The organism is Deinococcus sedimenti, assembly GCF_014648135.1.
Lineage (GTDB): Bacteria > Deinococcota > Deinococci > Deinococcales > Deinococcaceae > Deinococcus > Deinococcus sedimenti.
Genome location: NZ_BMQN01000022.1, coordinates 13175 through 31935 on the forward strand (window position 1 = coordinate 13175; position 18761 = coordinate 31935).

21 protein-coding genes are annotated in these 18761 nt (G+C 65.8%); 11 read left to right on the forward strand and 10 right to left on the reverse strand.

Going from position 1 to position 18761, the window contains the following annotated elements; translation table 11 throughout:
• Window positions 1-13: 13 nt before the first annotated feature.
• The 6 genes from IEY69_RS19430 to IEY69_RS19455 all read left to right on the forward strand — a co-directional run bounded on the left by IEY69_RS19430 (window position 14) and on the right by IEY69_RS19455 (window position 3543).
• The gene (locus IEY69_RS19430) at window positions 14-661 is read left to right on the forward strand and encodes an SCO family protein (protein WP_119672388.1); all 648 of its coding nucleotides are present in this window, start codon (window positions 14-16) and stop codon (window positions 659-661) included.
• 35 nt (window positions 662-696) lie between these two features.
• Window positions 697-1059: an ArsR/SmtB family transcription factor gene (locus IEY69_RS19435; RefSeq protein ID WP_114673598.1), complete on the forward strand. Its 363-nt coding sequence runs from the start codon at window positions 697-699 to the stop codon at window positions 1057-1059.
• Window positions 1060-1105: 46 nt separating this feature from the next.
• On the forward strand, window positions 1106-1489 hold the full coding sequence (locus tag IEY69_RS19440) for a hypothetical protein (protein WP_119672413.1): 384 nt from the start codon (window positions 1106-1108) through the stop codon (window positions 1487-1489).
• Between the two features lie 420 nt (window positions 1490-1909).
• A complete protein-coding gene (locus IEY69_RS19445; protein ID WP_119672387.1) occupies window positions 1910-2356 on the forward strand; it encodes a DUF1775 domain-containing protein in 447 nt (148 codons plus the stop codon).
• A 20-nt stretch (window positions 2357-2376) separates the two neighbouring features.
• Entirely contained in the window at window positions 2377-2760 is a 384-nt protein-coding gene (locus tag IEY69_RS19450; RefSeq protein ID WP_229756052.1) for a copper resistance protein CopC, read from the forward strand.
• Window positions 2761-2769: 9 nt separating this feature from the next.
• Window positions 2770-3543 carry a CopD family protein gene (locus IEY69_RS19455; protein ID WP_119672385.1) on the forward strand — a complete coding sequence of 258 codons (774 nt, stop codon included), beginning with the start codon at window positions 2770-2772 and terminating at the stop codon, window positions 3541-3543.
• Between the two features lie 115 nt (window positions 3544-3658).
• On the opposite strand, the gene IEY69_RS19460 is transcribed toward IEY69_RS19455, so the two are convergent.
• The 4 genes from IEY69_RS19460 to IEY69_RS19475 form a co-directional block, all read right to left on the reverse strand.
• The gene (locus IEY69_RS19460; RefSeq protein WP_189074781.1) at window positions 3659-4000 is read right to left on the reverse strand and encodes a type II toxin-antitoxin system PemK/MazF family toxin; all 342 of its coding nucleotides are present in this window, start codon (window positions 3998-4000) and stop codon (window positions 3659-3661) included.
• Window positions 4001-4023: 23 nt separating this feature from the next.
• Window positions 4024-4335: a hypothetical protein gene (locus tag IEY69_RS19465; RefSeq protein WP_119672383.1), complete on the reverse strand. Its 312-nt coding sequence runs from the start codon at window positions 4333-4335 to the stop codon at window positions 4024-4026.
• A 592-nt stretch (window positions 4336-4927) separates the two neighbouring features.
• Entirely contained in the window at window positions 4928-6493 is a 1566-nt protein-coding gene (locus IEY69_RS19470; RefSeq protein ID WP_119672382.1) for a bifunctional metallophosphatase/5'-nucleotidase, read from the reverse strand.
• 50 nt (window positions 6494-6543) lie between these two features.
• Entirely contained in the window at window positions 6544-7770 is a 1227-nt protein-coding gene (locus IEY69_RS19475; protein WP_119672381.1) for a hypothetical protein, read from the reverse strand.
• A 294-nt stretch (window positions 7771-8064) separates the two neighbouring features.
• On the opposite strand from IEY69_RS19475, the gene IEY69_RS19480 reads away from it, so the two are divergent.
• Together IEY69_RS19480 and IEY69_RS19485 are read left to right on the forward strand one after the other, a co-directional pair.
• Entirely contained in the window at window positions 8065-8727 is a 663-nt protein-coding gene (locus IEY69_RS19480) for a hypothetical protein (RefSeq protein WP_188846667.1), read from the forward strand.
• Window positions 8728-8946: a hypothetical protein gene (locus IEY69_RS19485; protein ID WP_107139242.1), complete on the forward strand. Its 219-nt coding sequence runs from the start codon at window positions 8728-8730 to the stop codon at window positions 8944-8946.
• A gap of 43 nt (window positions 8947-8989) precedes the next feature.
• Here IEY69_RS19485 and IEY69_RS19490 read toward each other — a convergent pair whose 3' ends face one another.
• Together IEY69_RS19490 and IEY69_RS19495 are read right to left on the reverse strand one after the other, a co-directional pair.
• Window positions 8990-10378, reverse strand: coding sequence for an amino acid adenylation domain-containing protein (locus IEY69_RS19490; protein ID WP_189074782.1), 1389 nt, complete (start codon window positions 10376-10378; stop codon window positions 8990-8992).
• A gap of 146 nt (window positions 10379-10524) precedes the next feature.
• Entirely contained in the window at window positions 10525-11550 is a 1026-nt protein-coding gene (locus IEY69_RS19495; RefSeq protein WP_188846671.1) for a protein kinase domain-containing protein, read from the reverse strand.
• Window positions 11551-12237: 687 nt separating this feature from the next.
• Here IEY69_RS19495 and IEY69_RS19500 point away from each other — a divergent pair.
• The 3 genes from IEY69_RS19500 to IEY69_RS19510 all read left to right on the forward strand — a co-directional run bounded on the left by IEY69_RS19500 (window position 12238) and on the right by IEY69_RS19510 (window position 15051).
• Window positions 12238-13197, forward strand: a complete 960-nt coding sequence (locus IEY69_RS19500; protein ID WP_229784139.1) for a multicopper oxidase domain-containing protein — start codon at window positions 12238-12240, stop codon at window positions 13195-13197.
• Entirely contained in the window at window positions 13194-14378 is a 1185-nt protein-coding gene (locus tag IEY69_RS19505) for a ZIP family metal transporter (protein WP_188846675.1), read from the forward strand. The genes IEY69_RS19500 and IEY69_RS19505 overlap by 4 nt, the downstream gene beginning before the upstream one ends.
• Before the next feature lie 67 nt (window positions 14379-14445).
• Window positions 14446-15051 (forward strand): methyltransferase family protein, encoded by a 606-nt coding sequence (locus IEY69_RS19510; RefSeq protein WP_188846677.1) that lies wholly within the window; start codon window positions 14446-14448, stop codon window positions 15049-15051.
• A gap of 260 nt (window positions 15052-15311) precedes the next feature.
• Here IEY69_RS19510 and IEY69_RS19515 read toward each other — a convergent pair whose 3' ends face one another.
• The 4 genes from IEY69_RS19515 to IEY69_RS19535 form a co-directional block, all read right to left on the reverse strand.
• Window positions 15312-15665 (reverse strand): hypothetical protein, encoded by a 354-nt coding sequence (locus tag IEY69_RS19515; protein WP_189074783.1) that lies wholly within the window; start codon window positions 15663-15665, stop codon window positions 15312-15314.
• Window positions 15662-15991 carry a hypothetical protein gene (locus IEY69_RS19520; RefSeq protein WP_189074784.1) on the reverse strand — a complete coding sequence of 110 codons (330 nt, stop codon included), beginning with the start codon at window positions 15989-15991 and terminating at the stop codon, window positions 15662-15664. Before IEY69_RS19520 ends, IEY69_RS19515 begins: the two co-directional genes overlap by 4 nt.
• Complete coding sequence (locus tag IEY69_RS19525; protein WP_189074785.1) at window positions 15988-16335, reverse strand: hypothetical protein; 348 nt, start codon at window positions 16333-16335, stop codon at window positions 15988-15990. Before IEY69_RS19525 ends, IEY69_RS19520 begins: the two co-directional genes overlap by 4 nt.
• Before the next feature lie 403 nt (window positions 16336-16738).
• Window positions 16739-18094, reverse strand: a complete 1356-nt coding sequence (locus IEY69_RS19535; RefSeq protein WP_189074786.1) for a GGDEF domain-containing protein — start codon at window positions 18092-18094, stop codon at window positions 16739-16741.
• Window positions 18095-18761 lie beyond the last annotated feature (667 nt).

The following is an 18761-nucleotide window of genomic DNA, read 5'->3' on the forward strand; positions in this document are numbered from 1 at the left end:
AGAAAGACACGCCATGACCTCTGATTCAATTCCTCTTTCACAGGCCTCCCGGCCCTGGCTGCGCTCGCTCACCCTGGCGCTGCTGGCCGTGGCGGCCCTGCTGTCGCTCACTCTGCTCTATAGCCGCCTGCGCAATCCGCAGGGCCTGCTCGGCACAGCCTACCCGCCTGGCACAGTGGCCCCGCCCCTGGCCGGCACCGGCGACGACGGCCGGCCCCTGGCCCTGGCTGACTTCAAGGGCAAAACAGTCGCCGTCTTTTTCGGCTTTTTGAATTGCCCCAATATCTGTCCTACCACCCTGGCCGCCCTGGAACGGGTACGCCAGACGCTTCCAGAGCGGCGCCGCAAGGACTTTGTGAGTCTGCTGGTGACGGTTGATCCTGGGCGGGACACGCCGGCGGAGCTGCGCTCGTACGTGCGCTACTTCAGCCCGGACGCCCGCGGCCTGGTGATTCCCAAGGTGCCGCTGCGTCAGGCGGCGGCCGCCTGGGGCGTCGGGTTTGAGTATTCGAATATCACGGCGCCCGACCGCTACGAGGTTAACCACACGACCGGCGTGTATCTGGTAGACCGTGAGGGCAACCGGCGGGTGGTGTGGGACTACACGCAATTGAACCTCACGGACCGGATCGCTACAGACGTGAGGACGGTGATGCAGTGACGGCGAGTTTATCCACCAGCGTCTACACTGACGTAATGAGAACCGCCTCTCAGGACGACGTGTGTGAAGTGACCTGCCTGCATCCGGAGGCCGTCCAACTGGCGCGCACCCATCAGCCTGAGGACGTCTGTATTGAGGACGCCGCCGCCTTCTTGAAACTGATGGCGGACCCTACCCGGCTCAGGATTCTAAGTGCGCTGAAGACCACCGAACTGTGCGTCTGTGATCTGGCGGCGGTGGTGGGCATCAGCGAGAGTGCCGTCAGTCACCAACTGCGCCTGCTACGCACCGGCCGAATCGTCACCTTCCGCAAGGAAGGCCGCATTGCGTATTACCGCCTGCTTGACCACCACGTCACGACCACCATCCGCAATGCCCTGGATCATGCGACCGAGTAGTGGTCAACGGCGGACGCTAACGCTTGCCCTGCTGGGCGGCGCAGTGGTGAGCACGCCGGTCGGGTGGTGGCTAGTGGACAGCCTGCGCTGGCAATCGCCGCTGTACTGTATTGAGACGCCTGGTACGCTGTGGAACGGTCTGGCACCGCTCCCCGCGGGCCTGAGCCCCACCTGTCCGGACAGCCAGAGTTACCGCGAGGAAGTTCGGGCTGGAGAGAGCCGGGTCGAGCAGTATCTGGTGTCCGGCTGGCAGCCGCTGATTGCCGCCCAGGTTCTGAGAGACAAAGGCTTTGTGCTGCTGGACGACGAGCTGCGGGAGGCCACCCACTACTCGGCCTTCATGGGCCGCACCGTGCCGGCCGAGTTGCACTACACGGCCGTGCAGAAGGGTTCCAACACCCTGATCACCATCAGCGGGGCCGCACAGTGAGCCGGTCCAGGTAACGGCGCAGAAGATGGCCCAGGCCCAGATGCGCTGGCTGCTGAGTGTCCTGTGTGTCCTCGGCGCCTTCGTGTACCTGGGCCGCGAGCCCCTGGCCCTGGCCAACCCGGGCGCGGCCGCGCATGCGGGCCATCCTGGACCCAGCGGGTCAACCGAGCTGCCCGAGGGGCACGGCGCCCACTGCGTGTTCTGTTTCTCGGCGGCGTTTGCCCTGGTGCCCGATCCGGAGCCGGGCCGGGGGCGCGCGCTTCTCCAGCCGCGTCTGGTGGTGCGGCCAGCTGGCCCTGCGCCCGGGGTGGCGCGTGCAGGCCCGAGCGCCACCCGGTTTCGGATTGACCCGCCGCACGGCCCGGCGAAGGGCCCTGCGGCCCGCTCAGCCGCCCGATTCACTGTTGATTGAGGAGTTCCATGATCCGTTCTGTTGCAGCTCTGCTCACCGCCGCCCTGCTGTCTGTGGCCGCCGCGCACGCCACTGTTCGCACCGAGAGCGGCCTGAGTGAAAGCAAGGTTGGCGTCACCGAGACGTACCGCGTCAATGTCCCCACCGAAAAAGAGATCAGTACCACCCAGATTCGCCTCGTCGTGCCGGCGGGGCTGAGCATCACCCGCTTTCAGGTGACCCCCGGCTTTACCCGCACAGTCACCAGGAATGCCGATGGCCTGGTCACCGAAGTGATCTGGAAGGGCCGCGTGGCCCTCATGGAGTACGCGCGGTTCTTCTTCCAGGCCCGCAACCCGGCCGCCGCAGGTGACCTGACTTGGAAGATCTATCAGACCTACAGTGACGGCTCGGTCGCCGCCTGGGACGGGCAGGATCCGGAGAAGGGTCCCGCCAGTGTGGTGACCGTCAAGTGAGGGGGGGGCGCATCCGAGCGTTGGCCCTGGCCCTGCTGGTGCCGGGCACGGCCCTGGCCCATGCGGACCTGACCCGCGTCACCCCGGCTGCTGGCAGTACCGTGACGGCCCCAGCGGCCATCACCCTGCAGTTCAGTGAGCCCCTGACCACCCGATTTTCCACGTTCCGCGTGATGAAGGTGCCAGCCGGGACGAGCCCGCAGAAGGCCGCAGACAAGGCCCTGGCTCTGGAGGCGAACGCAGCGGCCCTGGCCACGAGGGCCGCCACTCTTCCGGCGACCGCAACCATCATCAAGCTGCCCTTGAAACCGGCCCTGCCCCGCGGCCTCTACGTCGTGGCGTGGAAGATCCTGTCGGACGACAGCCATCCAGTGACCGGCTTGCGCACCTTCACGGTCAGGTAGGCTCTGCCGGTGTCCCTCCTGCTCCTGGCCAAGTGGCTGATCTACCTGGGCGCCGCGCTGCTGGTGGGCGGCGTGGCCGCGCGGTCATGGCGGCCCGACGGCCAGCCTGGCATGCGCCCGCTGGCCCTGGGCGCGGGCCTGTTGCTGGCCGGCAGCGCCGCGCAGGTGCTGCTGACCCTGCACGCCCTGGGCTACCTGACCCTGCCGGACGTGCCAGCCTACCTGCAACAGACGGTGCCCGGGCGGGCGGTGCTGACCCTGCTGCTGGGCACCGCCCTCCTGCTGGCCGGCGCCCTGGCCCGCTGGCCGACTTGGCTCTGTCTGGCGGCGGCCGGAACGCTGCTCTGGGGCCTGGGTGGGCTCGGCCATGGGGCCACCCACGGTCCCAGTGTCCGGCTCCTGCACGCCGTCCACGCCGGCGCAATGGCGGTGTGGCTGGGCGGCGTGCTGACCCTGGTGAGCAGGCCGGAGGAGCGCCTGCCCGCCCTGGCCCGTTTCGGGCCAGTAGCGACCGTTTGTGTCCTGGTGCTGGGCGTCACGGGGGTGGTCGCCTCCTGGGAACACGCGGGCGGGATGCCGACCACAGACAGCCGGTATGGGCGGGTCTTGCTGCTTAAACTGGCGTTTGTGGGCGCCGTGCTGGTGGTGGCGGGGCTGCTCCGGCGGAGCCTGGCGCGTCAGAGGCGTGTGGACGCTTGGCTGGGGTTGGAACTGGCCCTGCTGAGCCTGATTCTGGCGGTGACGGCCAGCCTGTCGGTGACGCCGACGCCGGCTCACGGATAGGCGCCAGCGATTGCAGCCTTGACCCAGATAAAAAGCGGCAGGTCCAGGGGGGATTCCGTCTGGACCTGCTGTCAACGGGTTAGACCTTAGCCCCACAGGCCATCACAGCCCTGGATCAGAACGCGAACATGACATTGATCGCTCGCCGTACCGGTTCATATTCTGTTTCCGTGAAGCGGCCCAATCGTCCAGTGATCCGGGCCTGATCCACATAGCGCACCTGATCAATCAAGGCGATGCTGTCGCGTGTGAGGCCCCCAGAGCCACTCGCATACATTGAATAGAGCGCCTCACTCAGGTCCCTGAATTTCTCCACTTGGGACGTGAACGGGACGACCATCAGGCCGGGAAAACGTGGCGGTGCCAGAAAATCCGGGACCGCCACGATGATCGCGGGCCGGAAGCCGGACTGCTCGTTGCCACTCGGGTGCTGAGCAGCGAAGTCGACTTCCAGCACGACACCTAACGGAGCCGGATAGGTCAATCTTCGCCCATGTCCCAGCCCTGTTCAGCCACATAGCGGAAGGGCTTCACGGCTGGCCGGCCCTGTGGCCCCCAGTCGTATGGCTCACTGAGTAGCAGGTCAGGCGTCTGTGGCTGCCTTTGAGCCTTGCCCGGCGGCCGGTGGGCATTCAGGGTCACCACAGGAACGGGACCCTGCGGCGCGGCGGTGGCCATCATCACGTCGACCAGAGAAGCCCGCTTGAAGCGAGAGGCCTGGCGCTTGGCCAAAACAATCATGGCCTTTGCCGCCACCTTCTGCTTGGTTCGGAGCCGAACTTTGGTGGTCATGTCGTTTCACCCCCGCATGGCCAATCAGTGTACGCTGACTCGAGGAAAGCTGTGTGCACCCGGTATCCTTTGGGCTTGATGTTCACAGGCTTCATGCAACTTTCAAGCCAATTCAGGTGCGGCGTCCTCGCCATCGTCGTCACCCTCTGACTCCGGCGCCGGCACTGGGTGTGCTTCCTGCCACTCTTCAATCCAGGCCTGGGGAATCAGGGCGTGTCCGTCTCGCCAGACCTCCCGGATGGCGTCTTGAAAGCGGTCATCCTCCCGGAGATTGGCCATCCTCTGACCAGCGCTCTCACGCTTCAATCTGGGCGGCGCACGGATATCGAGTGCCATGACGCGTCCCAGCAGATTTGCGGCGACGCCTCCCATGCTGCTTTAAGCCCGGAAAACTTCTCTGCTGATTTGAGCAGGAAAAGGCACGGCCGCAAGGTCATGGTCCCGGTGTGGCAGTGTCCTGGCACGCAACGAAAGACCAGCATCTCGCTTGGTGCAGAGCGGTTCTTCCAGGCCCTCCATATACACTGAATGGGCCTGACACTGTTCAGGTTTTTCATGCAGCGGCGCCCATAGGGGGCGCCGTTTCCCCTGCTTACGGTTTGGGCTCGTTGACAATCACGATGCGGCCCTCCGGCTCAGCGTCCACTGCGGACCGCTCCTGCAGGTAGCGCACCAGAATGTCCACGTCCAGGGTTCCCGTGTCCAGGCGAGGCGCCCCCTTAAACATCGTGAAGCCGTCGCCGCCACCCGCCGTGAAGTTGTTCATCGCCACCTTGTACGTCTGGGCGTCCACAACCGGTTGGCCGTTCAGGGTCACGGCCACTACGCGGCTGCCGGCTGGGCGCCCGAGGTCAAAGGTGTAGCTCACGCCGCGGCTGACGTGCAGAAACTGACCTTTGTTCTCACTCCAGGTGGCCACGCCGTGCTCCAGTGCTGCTCTGATCTGGGCGCCCGTCAGCGTCAGGACCGTCAGGGTATTGCCGAACGGCTGCACCGTGGTGGCCTCGTCGAAGGTGATGGGGCCGGCGTTGATGCTGGCCCGCACGCCACCGCCGTTCACAAAGGCGAGTTGCGCCCCCGCATTCTGGGCGGCGTCCAGTGCGGCGTCGGCCAGGACGTTGGCCATGGTGCTCTCGCGCCGGCGCACGACCTCGCGGTTGCCGTTCAGGCCGCGCGTGGTTTGCCCGATCACCCGTTGGCGCAGGTTGGCAATCGGCACGGTCAGCGTCTCCACCATGCGCTTGGCGGTGGGGTCCTCGGCGATGTCGGCAGTGACGGGTACGGGGTTACCTTCCCAGCTTTCCACCGCGCCGCTGTCACTGAACGTCACTTTCAGGCGGCCCAGCACCTTGCCCCACTCCCACGCCGCCACCAGCAGGGTGCGGTTGCCATCCGGGTTGGGCACGATTGTCGGATAGGGCCCTTCGCTGGCGGGGAAGTCTTTATTAGTGAAAGTGCCCAGCAGGGTGTGCGAGTGCCCACCCACAATCACGTCAATGCCAGAGACGGTGCGCGCCACCTCCTGCTCCAGGGTGTACCCCAGGTGGGAGACCAGGAAGATCTTGTTGACGCCCTGACCTTGCAGCGCCGTGACACTGCTGCGCAGGCTCTGCATGAGTTCAAGCATCTTCACGTTGGGACCAGGCGAGCTGATCTGCGGCAGGTCAGGGGTCACGGCGCCGATGACCCCCACCTTCTCCCCGCCGACGCTCATCACGGCGTACGGCTTGATCAGGTCTTTCAGGAGGGGCTCGGCCGTCACATCCAGATTGGCAGCCAGCAGCGGAAACCGCGCGCGCTCGGCGAACGTGGCCAGCGCTTCCGGGCCGTCGTCGAACTCGTGGTTGCCCACGGCCATGGCGTCGTAGCCCATCAGATTCATAAACAGCACGTCGGCCAGGCCCTTATACACGTTGTAGAACAGCGTGCCCTGGAAGGTATCGCCCCCAGAGAGGACCAGGGGATTGGGGTCCTGCGCGCTGAACTGCTTGACCAGCGTCGCCTGCCGGGCGTAGCCGCCGTACAGGTTCTCGCCGATCTTGGTGGGCTCCAGGCGCCCATGCAGGTCGTCGGTGTGCAGCACAGTCACCGTCAGCGGCGCGGCGTGGGCGTTGCTCAGGAGGGCTGCAGTTAACAGGGCCAGTGAGAAGCGGGTCATGGCGTCCACAATACAATCCGCCTGGGTCAGGTGCCCTTCAGCAACGCAGGTCACTCATGGGGGGGTGGTTGATCCGGGTCGCAGTAGTCAATGGCGGCACTCTGGAACGTGCCGGTCACGATCTCCCGTTTGAAGGGGTAACCGACCCGGACCCCCTCGGCCGCACATTCGAGGGTAAAGCGCTCCCCCGGCGCCACCGCCGTGTCGCCCAGCGTCAGAGGCCGTTTGGCCTCATAGATCGCGCAGTAGGGCGTGCAGAAGTAAAACCCGACGGGCTTGCCACTGCTGTTGCGGGCGATGGCCGCGCCGCCCGTGTCCACAGCGCGCCGGATTTCATCCCACAGGGCCACGCTGGCGGCCGGATCAGGATCAAGAGCCCACATCTCGCCGATCACGCGCGCCGCGTTCTGGTTGCGTTTCAGGGAAGCGGTGGAATCTGGATCGGTCATGGCCCAGGGGTCGAAGCTCTTCTCGCCGGGCAAGGGCGTATGCGGAAAGGGCCCACCTCCCCGTGGGCGCTTTGGCGTCCCTGTGCCCGGTGGGCGCTCATTCATCAGGGCCGGATAGCTGATCAGCTGGCCCGCCCGGTACAGGGCTTCAATGGCACCTTTCGCCTGGGTCTCAATCTGCTCATGCAGCTCGGCGGAGGCGTTTGGACGGTACATGACCGCCGCATACTGCGCTTTGGACATGGCTTCGGCAAACTGGCCCCTGAGTTTGGCCAGTCTAGCGTGATCGCTGGTCGGCGTGGCCTGCTCTAAGCCGTGCATCGCCGCCTCGGCGTGCAGGCGCATGGCCTCCAGCGCCGCCATCATGGCCTCCAGATGCGGCCGGGGACAGGGCTCCACGGGTGACCAGGCCGGGAGGGCGGCTGGCAGGGTCCCCCTGGGCAGGTCGAAGTCGGGGTCGTGGGCCGCCTGGCTGGCGTGGCCCAGCCAGCGCTGCACCTGCTGGTAGTACCCCTCCACCTGATCAAACGTCACGGGCGGCACGAAGCCTACGGTGCCTGGATCGGCCGTCTCGTCAGCTGCCAGCATCTTGTCCCCCAGGGCTTGCAGCGCGAAGGCGTTCCAGGCGCAGGCCAGTTCCAAGCCCACATGGCGCTTGAGGGCAAAGGGACTGACGCCTCCCACCAGCAGGTCGAAGCGGCGGCGTTCGGCCGCGTCCAATAGAGGGTGCACCGCCGCGCCCGCCTGCCGGTAAGCGTAGAGGGTCTGCGCGTCACGCTCGCCACGGGTAAAGGCGCGCATCCGCGCCCAGATGCCTGGGGTCTCCATGCTGCCCACTGTACGGGGGATGAAGTGGGTGCGCGGCAGAAGTTGAAGGCATGCTGCACAGACCCAGGTTTCAGGAACGCCCTTTGGGGGTGTTTGCAGCCTGTTTTGCGTCGGTTCCAGACAGACGCCGGGTCGGCCACTCAATGCTTCCCTCCTTCAAGAAGGGACAGTGGTTTTCCGATACATTGCCCTGCGCCACGGGAGGTGACCTCCGGTGCTCAGCCGGCGCCTGACACCTGCCCGGTGATCAGGCGTGGGCAAGGAGAACTTCTTGAGTAGACTGGACCACCTTCCATGACGGCAGATGACCTTTTCCCCAATGCCTCATCACCTGGGCTGTCGGCTGAGCTGCTTGATGTCACGCACGCGCTGCGGGCTCGCTTTCCCAAACGGCCAGCTGAGATTCGGCAACCCACCCAGAATCTGCAAGACGCCTATGCCCAGGCACAGGACCTGAGCAACGAATTTCTCTCTCAACTTACGCTCTTCGGCACCCTCTCTGGCGCGCGGGCCACCCCCCGGCCGAACGGCATCAAAAGCTGGGCCCGCACAGAAGAGAAAGGCAACCTGTTCGGTCTGGTGCCACTCGACATCCTGGGGGGCAAATACGTGTTTGGGCAACTCACCCCCCTGTACGCGGCGGCGGCGCGCGTGCATGAGAGCTTTGACGTGCTGGCCTTTCAAGACCGGTTCCTCAAGCCTCAGGCCAGTGGCTACCGCGACCTGCAGTTTGTGGTCTCTGTGCAGGGGCACGCGGCGGAAATTAAGTTCTGTCACGCGGCGTTTGATGAGCTGGACGCCTATGAGCACCGCCTGTACGAAATGCGGCGGGTTCTCGAACGCAAGGCAGAACTGTCCGCCATTGAGCGGATTGTCTTGGATACACTCATTGATGCGAGTACACTGATGTACCAGCAGGTCTGGGCCAGCGTCAGTGCAGAAGGAGGCGGTGAGTAGATGACCAAGTTTTATCTGGTGGGCACCGTGCCCGTCAAAATCGAGAAGCGTCCCGACGGTGCGACGGTGGTTCAGGCCTTTAACGTTCAGCTGGGACGCCTGGAGAACAACTCCCGCTACTACACCATGATCCGCCGCGATGACACCGGACTGGTGCGGGTGATCACAGAAGCGGAGTTTGACGCCCAGGTGGCGGCCCTGCGGCTCAAAGCGTCCTGATCAGCGAACCTTGCGCGGGGGTGGCCTCAGGCCACCCCCGCGTTTACGCCTCGCTGAAAGCCAGCACGTCGGCCGTGGCGCGCTGAGCGGTCAGCACCAGTCCAGGCTCAGCAATCTTTTCTGCTATGAGGCGCGCCCGCATCAGCCGTTCCGGGGCAGATGGATCCTGAATGCGGGCCAGTTCCCGGCTGTAGTACAGCGTGGCGAGCGTTTCGTATTCCCACAGCGACCGGGTGCGGGCCGCCGCGATGGCCTGTTCATAAAGCGCGCGCCCCAGTTCTTCGTTGCCACGGCGAAATGCGATCAGGCCCCGGGTGGCGCTCAGCGTGAGCCCCAGTTCTGTGTCAGGGGGCAGCGGCTGGGTGCGCGCGAGGTACTGCTGGGCCAGGTCGAGCTGACCGGCCTCAGCCAGGTAAAACGCCATGTTGTTCAGCAGCAGATCCTCGGCAGGTGAGGCGGCCAGCGCCATGCGCGTCAGGTCAATGGCCCGGCTGGGGGTGGGATCAAGCAGGTGTGAGAGGTACCCCGCCAGAATCGCAGGTTCAGCAGAAAACGGTTCATCCTGGAACCAAGCCAGGTAAGCGGCGCGCGCCGCCTGAAACTGCTGGGCTTCGTAATTGGTCCATCCGGCTGCTTCGAAGTTGCGCGGCACATCGGTCCACTGGCGCTCATCCAGATCCAGGCGCACTTGAGGGGCCGCCCACTGCACCTGGGCCAGGGCATTCTCGGTGGGCTGCTCCAGGGCCTGTTGCAGCAGCCGCCGCACCTTCTTGGGTTTGGCACCTTGGAGTTCCAGGGTGCCGAGGGCTGCGGCCAGCTCACTCATGTGGTGCGGATGAAACTCCCGGCGATCCAGCACCTCGCGCGCCCGTTTGATACTTCGGGGAACCAGGCCCGCCACCATGGCGGAGCTGATCTCAGCGGCCATCAGCCAGGGGTCGTGGAGGGTACGGGGTTGACGCCGGAGCAGGTGAACCGCTTCGTCTGGTGCCTGCACGTGCACGTAGAACCGCACGGCCGCCCGGAGCACCAGCCGGTGGTGCGGGGCCAAGCCCAGGGCGACCCGCAGGTGCCGCTCGGCCTTGCGGGTCGCGCCTAGGGCGGCGTACATGCGGGCTAGGTCCACGTGGGCCATCGGACTCCGGTCAAACGCCTTCAGGTCCGCGCGCAGCCGCCGCACTTCACTGTGCATGTCGTCTGGGGCCAGTTCGTCCATGTTGGGCGGAGAGAGGGGGCGCAACTCGGCCAACGGCTGACCCAGGATGTGCCGTGCGGCCTGCAGCACGCGCGGTGTGGTGTCGTGAGGGTGGCGCAGCAGAAAGGCGGCGGCGTCCTGCGCGCCGTCAACTTGGCGCAGGAGGGTGGCTGCGCCGGTGAGTTCAGCGGCCCGCCCCACGGAAGGGTGGGCCGCAAACGCCGTCTGCAACTCCAACAGGCGGACGCTGGCCTGCGCCCGGACCCGCTGCGTTTCCTTAGGCTGCGCAGCGTTCAGGCTGTTGGCTTCTCCCAGCTGGACGGCGGTGGCGGTCTCCCGCCAGCGCGGAATGACGCGCCGGTCTTCCTGCCGCGGCAACTGGGTCACCGCGCACGCCGCTGAGCCAGCAGAGCCCGCTGCCGCAGCAGGTCAAACAGACTGACGTGCCGCTGTACGCTGGTGGGGTCGAGGGTGCCAACGTTGCTGGGGTGCCCCCGCCGGGCAGGTTCTGGACAGCACAGCTCCCGGATGCAGCGGGCCAGCTCGGGGGCCAGTTCAGGCCCGACCCGGGCCACCAGCTCCCGCTCGACTGTCCGCATCGCCCGGCCGAAGGCGCCCAGCAGATGCGGCAGCAGATCCTCAAAACTGCCTTCCCACTCCCCACAGAAGATGATGGGCTGGAGCGGTTCGTCCAGTTCGTCGTACAGGTACGTGTTGAAGTGTTGGTGGGTAAACAGGAAGGTGACCAGTCCGCCCAGCATGTAGAGGTCAGCCCATTTGCGCTCCCGCCAGACTTCGGTGGACGGCGCGAAATACAGCACTTCGGGCGGGGCGTACTCCATGGTGCCGGAAAACAGATGCTCGTGGTGGGGGGAGGTGCCGCGGGCGTCCACGGCCCGGCCCAGGTCCCCAATCTTCCAACCGTCCCCAGGAAACACCAGGATGTTGGCTGGCTTCAGGTCGTTGTGGGCATACCGGGCCCCGTGCAACTGCTGCAGCCCTACCGCGACGTGGTGAACACAATGCAGGAGCCAGACCGAATCAATGGTCGTCATGGCCAAGTGGTCGCGGATGTCCCCGGCTGCGCGGTCAAACACGATGTAGGGCACCGGAACGAGGATGCCGGGCAGCCGCTCCTCACCGTGATCCATCGCCCGCACGACACGGTGCATGCGCAGGTCCCGGCAGATGTCGAGAAGTTTGACCTCAAAGTTGAACTGCGCGGAGACAAGTTGGAGTTCCAGCATGACGTTGGGGGCCTGGTAGACGTCGGACAGGTCAATGACTTTCAGGAACCCTTCGCGCCCGTCACGGTGCTGCACGAAGTAGCCGACCGAATGCTGCCCTTCATGAACGGGCGCCGCAGACCCCACTGGGGTCAGCACCTCCCAGCCACTGGTCAGCGTCATGCCAGCCAGGAAATGAGCGGGATGGGTCTGCAGGGTGCGTGGCGTGGGGTGAGACATAGGAACCTTGGCGTGCAGGCACCGTATCACGGGTGACCCCTCGACTCGCCCGAAAATGCCCATCAGACGTTCCAGTTCAGCTGCGCTGCGGTCATACGGAACTCAGGTGAGCCGAAGGCGAGGGGCGAGCGGACTCGTAGAGCTGCATCGCAGAGCAAACACGAGCAAATGCGGGCCTCCGGCGATGGAAAAGCAGAGGCGCTCTTCCCCATAGGCCTTGGAACCAGAGGAGTCCCGTACAAGGCGCCGTCTACAGTTCTCCGCAAGCGGTCATCCACTGGCCTGACCATCTGGTCAGTGGGCGGCTTTGCAAGTGTGGTGTGCCCGACCCCTCTGAAGACGTGACATCCCGCTGCCCAATATTCGCCACGCCTTGACTTTTTTTTAGGCATGACTAAAATACGGTATGAATCTGATAGATGAATGGTCTGGGCAGGCGCAGCGGTGAGCTGGCTGCGTTCGCTGCTCTCCCGGCGCGACGTGCTGCGGGTGGGGGCGGGCGGTGCGGCCGCCCTAGCGGGCAGTGTGGCCCTGGGTCAGAGTGGGTCACACCCCGCTGGCCACCCTGGGGCCGCCCCGGCCAGCCCAGCACCGGCCACGTCCGCACACACCGGGCACGGCAACAACCTGATGGTCGGCTCGGTCAACCACAAGCGCAACGGCTTCGATCCGATGGCGATGCTCACGGACTGGGACTGGGGCAAGGTCAGCACCCTCCCGAATGGCCAGACGCTGCGCGAATACACCATGATCGCGCAGGATAAGGAGATCGAGATTGCCCCTGGCATCTTCTTCCCCGCCTGGACATACAACGGCCGCGTCCCAGGCCCCACCCTGCGCTGCACGGAAGGCGACCGGCTGCGCATCACCTTTATCAATCAGACGATTCACGCGCACACCATTCACTTTCACGGCGTGCACTCGGCCGAGATGGACGGCGTACCTGGGGCCGGCCCCGGTGAAATTCAGCCCGGCGGGCGCTTCGTCTACGAGTTTGACGCCGAGCCTTTCGGCTGTCACCTCTACCACTGCCACGCCACGAGCTTGAAACGGCACATTCACAAGGGCATGTACGGGGCCTTCATCGTGGATCCCAAAGAGGGGCGGCTGCCGGCGCGTGAGTTCGTGATGGTGCAAAACGCCTTTGACACCAACTTCGACGGGGCCAACGAGATCTATGCGGTGAACACGGTGGGCTTCGAGTTCGCACGCCGGCCCATTCCCGTTCAGAAGGGTGAACTGATCCGCATCTACCTGATCAACATCCTAGAATTCGACCTGATCAACTCGTTTCACCTGCACGCGAACTTCTTCAACTACTACGACACCGGCACCACCCTGGAGCCCACCAGCCGCATCGTGGACACCATCATGCAGGCCCAGGGCCAGCGCGGCATCCTGGAATTTAAGTACAAGTTCACCGGCAACTTCATGTTTCACCCGCACATCAGCGAGTTCACCGAGCTCGGCTGGATGGGCTCGTTTCAGGTGGTGGAGCCAGACGCCTATCCGGCGGCCTTGAAAGCCGCTGGAGTGGACGCTGGCTGGGACCGGCGCAGCCGGCAGGGTGCTGCTGGGGGCCGCTCGTGACCGCGCCGGCCACGGCGGCTGGCCGCTGGACCAGCCTGTGGGGCCTGGCCCTTGTGCCCCTGCTCCTGCTGGGGGCGGTGCTCGCGTACCTCGTGGCGACGGGCGGCGGCCTGAAGACCTTACAGGGCCCACCGGTCGAGCAGCTTAAGGTCAGCCGCGTGACCCTGCCTGAACGAGGCGTCATTCAGGTGCACCTGGTCAACGACGGCCCCCAGACCGTCACCGTGCCACAGGTGATGGTGGATGACGCTTTCTGGTCGTTTACGGCGCAGCCCGCTGGCCCCATTCCCCGCCTGGGCCGCGCGACCCTGACCATTCCGTATCCCTGGGTGGACGGGGAAGCCCACAAGGTGGCGCTGCTGACCTCGCTGGGCACCGTGTTCGAGGCTGAGATTCCGGTGGCCACCCTGACCCCGCAGCCCGGGCGCGATCTCTTGGTGCGCTTCGGACTGGTGGGCCTGTACGTGGGCGTGGTGCCGGTGGTGCTGGGCATGCTCTGGTTCCCCTGGATGCGCCGCCTAAGTGCGCGGGCCATGAACTTCATCCTGGCGCTGACGGTGGGCCTGCTGGTTTACCTCGCGGTGGGCACATACCTGGACGCCCAGGAATTCGCGGCCGCGCTGCCCGCCTTCTGGCAGGGCACCCCGGCGGTGCTCCTGATCGCTCTGTTGACCTTGGGGGTGCTGCTGGCGCTGGGCAGCAAACGTCAGCCGGAAGAAGCGCCTCTGGGGCTGTCGTACCGCATCGCCACGGGGATCGGGCTGCACAACCTCGGGGAAGGCCTGGCGATTGGGGCGGCGTTCGCGCTGGGCGAAGCGGCGCTGGGCACCTTCCTGATTCTGGGCTTCACCCTGCACAACATCACCGAGGGCCTCGGCATCGTCGCGCCGGTCGTGCGGCAGAAACCCAAATTCATTCAGTTTGTCCTGCTGGCGCTGATTGCGGGGGGACCCGCCATCCTGGGTACCTGGCTGGGCGGCTTTGCGTTCAATCCGGTGCTGGCGACCATCTTCCTGGCCGTCGGCGTGGGGGCTATCGTGCAGGTGGTGTGGGAGGTCGGCCGCCTGGTGGCGCGCAACACGGCGGCCCTGGGCGCGCCCCTGGTGGGCTGGTCCACCCTGGGCGGCTTTACAGTCGGTGTCGCCCTGATGTACTTCACCGCCTTCTTCGTCAAGTTTTAACGCGGTGGCCCAGAGCGAGACGCTCTGGGCCTCTTGCTTGGTTCTGTATATGAATATATGCTCAGATATGGAATCTAAAGTCTTGTATCCAGCGCTGTTCGCCTTCACGCTGCTGTACCTGCTGCTGGCGTTTGTCTGGCGCTCGGTGCTGGTCTGGCGGCGAACGGGGGCCAATCCGTATGTGCTGCCCCAGGATGACAGTCCGCAGGGATATGTCGGCGCAGCCATGCGCCTCTTGATGGCCGCCGTGCTGCTGACCACGGGGGTGATGGCCGCTGTACCTCAGTCGGCGGACCTGATGGGGTTATTGCCGTGGTTGGTCAGCCCCGCGCTTCAGAGTGGCGGCTGGCTCCTGATGGCCGATGCCCTGGGGCTAACCCTGGTGGCCCAGGCCCAGATGGGCGCATCCTGGCGCATCGGACTGGATGCGCGGGCGCGGACCGCTTTGGTGCAAAGCGGGGTGTTTGCCCGCTCGCGCAATCCGATTTTCCTGGCCATGCGCCTGATGCTGCTGGGCTTGTTCCTGGCCGCGCCACAGGCCGTGACCCTGACGCTGCTGGTGGCGGGGGAGGTCCTGATGCAGGTGCAGGTCCGGCTGGAGGAGGCCTACTTGCACGGTGTCCATGGGGAGACGTACGAGGCGTACCGCGCACGGGTCCCGCGCTGGTTGTGACCAGGGCGGTCGCAGCCCCGCCCCCTGGTGTGAAGAGACAGCGGCAGCGGATGCGCGGCGCTGCGTCGGCCGTCCCCTGGTCCGTGCCCCCATGAACAGCCAAGTGAAACCCCGACTTTTCGGCTCATTGCTACTGCGATGCCGAGCCGTACCGTTGACGGCTTCCCGTCGACGGTTTTTCAACCGTCTTCTTTGTATCGTCCTGATCGGCCTTTTTCCATTTTTTTGCCCGGCACTCTACCGCCTGCCCTGATGGCTGCTCACTCCGGCAAGCACGTCACCAGCCCGCGCTCCAGCGCCAGCAGCGCCGCGGCCGCCGGCACCAGGAACACGTGCCACACCCGCCCATCCTCCCCCACCACCTGCTCCCCCGTCACGTGCATCGGCACCCCCGGACAAAACCACCGTGTCACCCGTGCCCCCGGTCCTCTCGGCGCATCATTGCAGATCACCGCCAACGCCATCCCCGCATCCACCGCCGCCTGAAAATGCGCCCGGTAGTTCGCCGCATCCCCGCCCACCCACCGCGCTGGACGAATCTTCACGCCCCGCGGCACTGGCCAGTCCAGCACCACCTCCGGCAGCTCGGGCGGCCACACCGCTTCGGGACTCACGGCTTCACCTTGAGCTTCACCTTCGGCTCGTACGCGGCCTCCACCCGGCACCCCGGCCGCCCTTGCAGCGGCAACGCGTACACGCCCACCCCGAACAACTCCGCCACCTCGACGGCCAGGTCCGCATCCAGATCCGCCACGTCCAGCACCTCCCCCTCCGCATCCAGCAGCCCCACGCCAGCGCAGCTGCTCACGATCACCGACGCGGCCGCCGGGCAGCACGCCACCACCCGCACCGCCAACGCCCGCACCGCCGCCTCCGTCTCCCCGATCAATGCCCGCTGCACCACCACCGTCCACCGGAACGGCTCCGACCACCCCGTCACGCGGCCAGCAGGACCGCCACCCCCCGCTGCACCTCCCCCCACACCTGCGCCGCATGCGCCGACGGCAGATCCTGCACCCGCGCCACCGCCCCCCGCAGCGCCCCATCCGCCCCACTCAATCCCTCCAAGATCAGCAGGTCCTCCAGGGTCAGGATCATGATCCGGTCCAGTGCCCCCAACACCCCCACATCACCCCAGACCCGCAGCAGACCGCCCAGCACCTCCCGCGCCAGGGTCCGCGTCAACCACCGCCCATCATCCGCCCTGGGCGCCTCGCCCAGCGCCAACCGCACCACGGTCTCCACGATAGGCACGGCGTCGGTCCGAAGGCCAGGGGCTTGCATCTCATGCCCTTCACCCTCACTGGCCTGGAGGTGACCCGCCCGGCCCCCCATTGGGGTCTAACGTTCGTCACCCCCACGCATGACAGGGCGCAGGGCCTGACAAGACAACGGCATCAGCGCCCCGGCGGGCTGAACGAGCACCTCCGGCAGGCATCGCCTCTCCCCCCGGCACACCCTCCATCCACAGGGTAGGGTGGGAATCGCGGGGCCACTGGTACAGCTACACGGCAGCCCGCATTCTGCTGGTCGCCAGCCTGCTGAAAGTGCTTCCGGCTCGACGGTGGGCCGTCGTGATCGCAGATCGGGAGTTCGAGCCTGGGTTGTTCTGAGTGCGTTGGACGCGGTTTTTCGGGTGCGCTACCGAAACGATGTATGACGGACGGTCAATCTGTGGGTCGTACAGTCAGCGGTCGTCGTCGCGTTTGTGAGTGTACATGCGTGTATCTGCGAGTCGCAGCGCCCGGCTGGGGCTGCGGGTGTCGGTAGGTACGTCCGCCGTGCCGAGCGCCGCGGTGATCGGAAACCCAGCGGCCTGCGTGGCACGCACGGCATGATCGGTCAGGTGCTGCAACCGGTCGGGCGTGCCGTCACGGTCGAGCAGGGCGTACTCGTCTCCGCCGAGGCGGAACGCGCGGACCGTGTCGTGCCGCAGGTGCCGCGCGAAGGTCCGGAGCAGGTCGTCACCGCTGGCATGTCCGTGTTCGTCGTTGATGCGTTTCATACCGTTCAGGTCGATGAAGCCCAGCGTGAATGCTTGCCCTTCGAGGGTCTGCAGGGTCTCGTCGAGTGCACGGCGGTTGCCGAGTCCGGTCAGCGGGTCGGTCTGCGCGAGGCGTTCGAGGTGCTGCATGGCCGCGTCCCGTTCGAGGGCGATGCTGACGCTGCGGGCCGCGGAGCTCAGGAGGCGTTGTTCCTGCGCGGTCCAGATGGCCGGCTCGTCCTGGCGCGTGAGCAGCAGCACGAACTGGTCCTGATCACCGTCGGTTCTCAACGGCAGCCACGCGGCGCTGCGAACTCCGGCGTTCAGCAGATGGTCGATGGCGCCATCGGAGTCTGTGTAGTCGTCGTGAAAGGTATTCGTGGTGGGCAGCATGAGAGGCTCGCCGAACGCGAGACGCCGGGTGAGCAGGGCCGTGAGGTGCTCCCCGCGGGGTGTGGAGGCGTCGGTCACGAGGGTAAGATGACCGTCCTGGACGTGTAGCAGGCCGCTCCAGTCGACGCGCATGCTGCGGTGCAGGACGATCATGGCAGCGGCGGCAGTCTCGGTGGGCGTGTGCTGGTCGGCGCTGAGTGCGTGAATGTCCGTCATGGCGGCCGTGAACGTCGTGGCCTGCGCCAGCTGATCGTGGAGGACGTAGCGGGTGACGCTGTCCGTGAGGGCCTGCGCCGCGCCGCGCAGGATCTGGCGCTGCGCGGGTGTGAGAAGCGGCCCCTCGGCATGTAGGGCCGCGAGGGTGGTGCCGCCGAGCCCGGTGAGGGGTTCGGCAGGCCCGGCGAGGTGAGAGGCGGCGTCCAGGGCAGTGATCTTCACCCTGTGGTCTGGCAGCAGCGTCTGCGCCCAGGTTAGCGGACGCTGGACGGCTGGCGCGTCGGGCGTGTCGAGCAGGAGATGCTGGCACAGCACATCCAGACCGTCATCAGCCCTGGGCGCCACGTTCCCCTTGGCCGTCACGGATGACACCGCATCGGCGGAAATGCGGAAGCGCAGGAGGGAGACATTGCTGGGCTGGCGGATGGACGCGTCATGGGAGGACAGCATAGGTCGTCCATCCCTTGAAACCACTCTACGTGCGTTGATCAAGTGCTGAAGGAGCGGCCTCCCCGGCGGCGGGGAACCGAGGGGGCCAGGCGCATCCGGCGCGGCACAGTGGTGTCCAGTGGGCACCGCTGTCTATCTCAGAGTCTGTCTGGAAAGCGGTTTGAGAGAGGAGCTCCGAACTCAGCGTACTGTTTGTTATGACTCGGCACCGACACCACCCGAGCGACACCAGGGACGCTGAATAGGCCATCCTCTACCCACTGATTCCCGCGCCAAAACCAGGTGGACGTCCAGCACCCATCAATCACCGGGATGTCGTTGACGCCATCTTCTCCATCACGCGGGGCGGCGTGTCCTGACGCATGTTGTCGGCCGAATTGCCGCACTGAAAGGCGGTGGCCAGCTACTGCCGACAGTGGACGCGTGATGGGGTCTGGCAGCGCGTCAATGACGCGCTGCGCACCCAGACCCGAACGGCCATAGGCCGAAACGCCTGCCGTTAAACGGGCGTTGTAGATTCCCGGAGCGTGATAGACCTCCCAAAAAGGGAGGGTAGACCAGGCACGGTATCGGTCCGAAGGCCAGAGGCTTGCATCAGTCCTGTGGTCATGCCCTTCACACTCACTGGATAGGGGGTGATCCGCCCGGCCCACCAATGGCGTCTCCG